At 57.3% G+C, this 576-nt stretch carries 2 protein-coding genes; both read right to left on the reverse strand.

Annotated elements, in window-relative coordinates:
* Positions 1-265, reverse strand: a 265-nt coding sequence (locus tag ACIOVB_RS27785; RefSeq protein ID WP_401272308.1) for a NuoI/complex I 23 kDa subunit family protein, incomplete at its 3' end; no start/stop codon positions are given.
* Between the two features lie 11 nt (positions 266-276).
* A partial coding sequence (locus ACIOVB_RS27790; protein WP_401272309.1) for an NADH-quinone oxidoreductase subunit H occupies positions 277-576 on the reverse strand: 300 nt, incomplete at its 5' end.

Raw genomic sequence — 576 nt, forward strand, 5'->3', positions numbered from 1 at the left:
AGCGACCGTCTTCGGTTTCAGCTTTCTGCAGCGAGATGCAACCCACCGGGCAAGCCACGGCGCACAGGTTGCAGGCTACGCAACGCTCTTCGCCATCGGGGTCGCGGGTCAGGACGATACGACCACGGTAGCGTGGTGGCAGGTAGACCGCTTCTTCCGGGTATTGCAGGGTGTCGCGCTTGCGGAAGCCATGGCCAAAGACCATGACCAGGCTGCGCAACTGGGTACCAGTACCCTTAACGATGTCGCCAATATATTTGAACATGGGTCAAATCCTCACTGAACCGCAACCGCGGGCGTGTTCCACAACACAACCGCAGCGGTTATCAGCAAATTGATCAGGGTCAGTGGCAGGCAGAATTTCCAGCTGAAATCCATCACCTGGTCATAACGCGGACGCGGGATGGAAGCGCGCAGCAGAATGAACAGCATGATGAAGAACGCGGTCTTCAGTGCGAACCACAGGAACGACAGTTGCGGCAGGATGCCGAACGGACCGTGCCAGCCACCGAAGAACAGGGTGACCAGCAGCGCCGAAATCAAGATGATGCCGATGTATTCACCGACGAAGAACAT

The sequence above is a fragment of the Pseudomonas sp. NPDC087639 genome (assembly GCF_044743385.1).
Taxonomy (GTDB): domain Bacteria; phylum Pseudomonadota; class Gammaproteobacteria; order Pseudomonadales; family Pseudomonadaceae; genus Aquipseudomonas.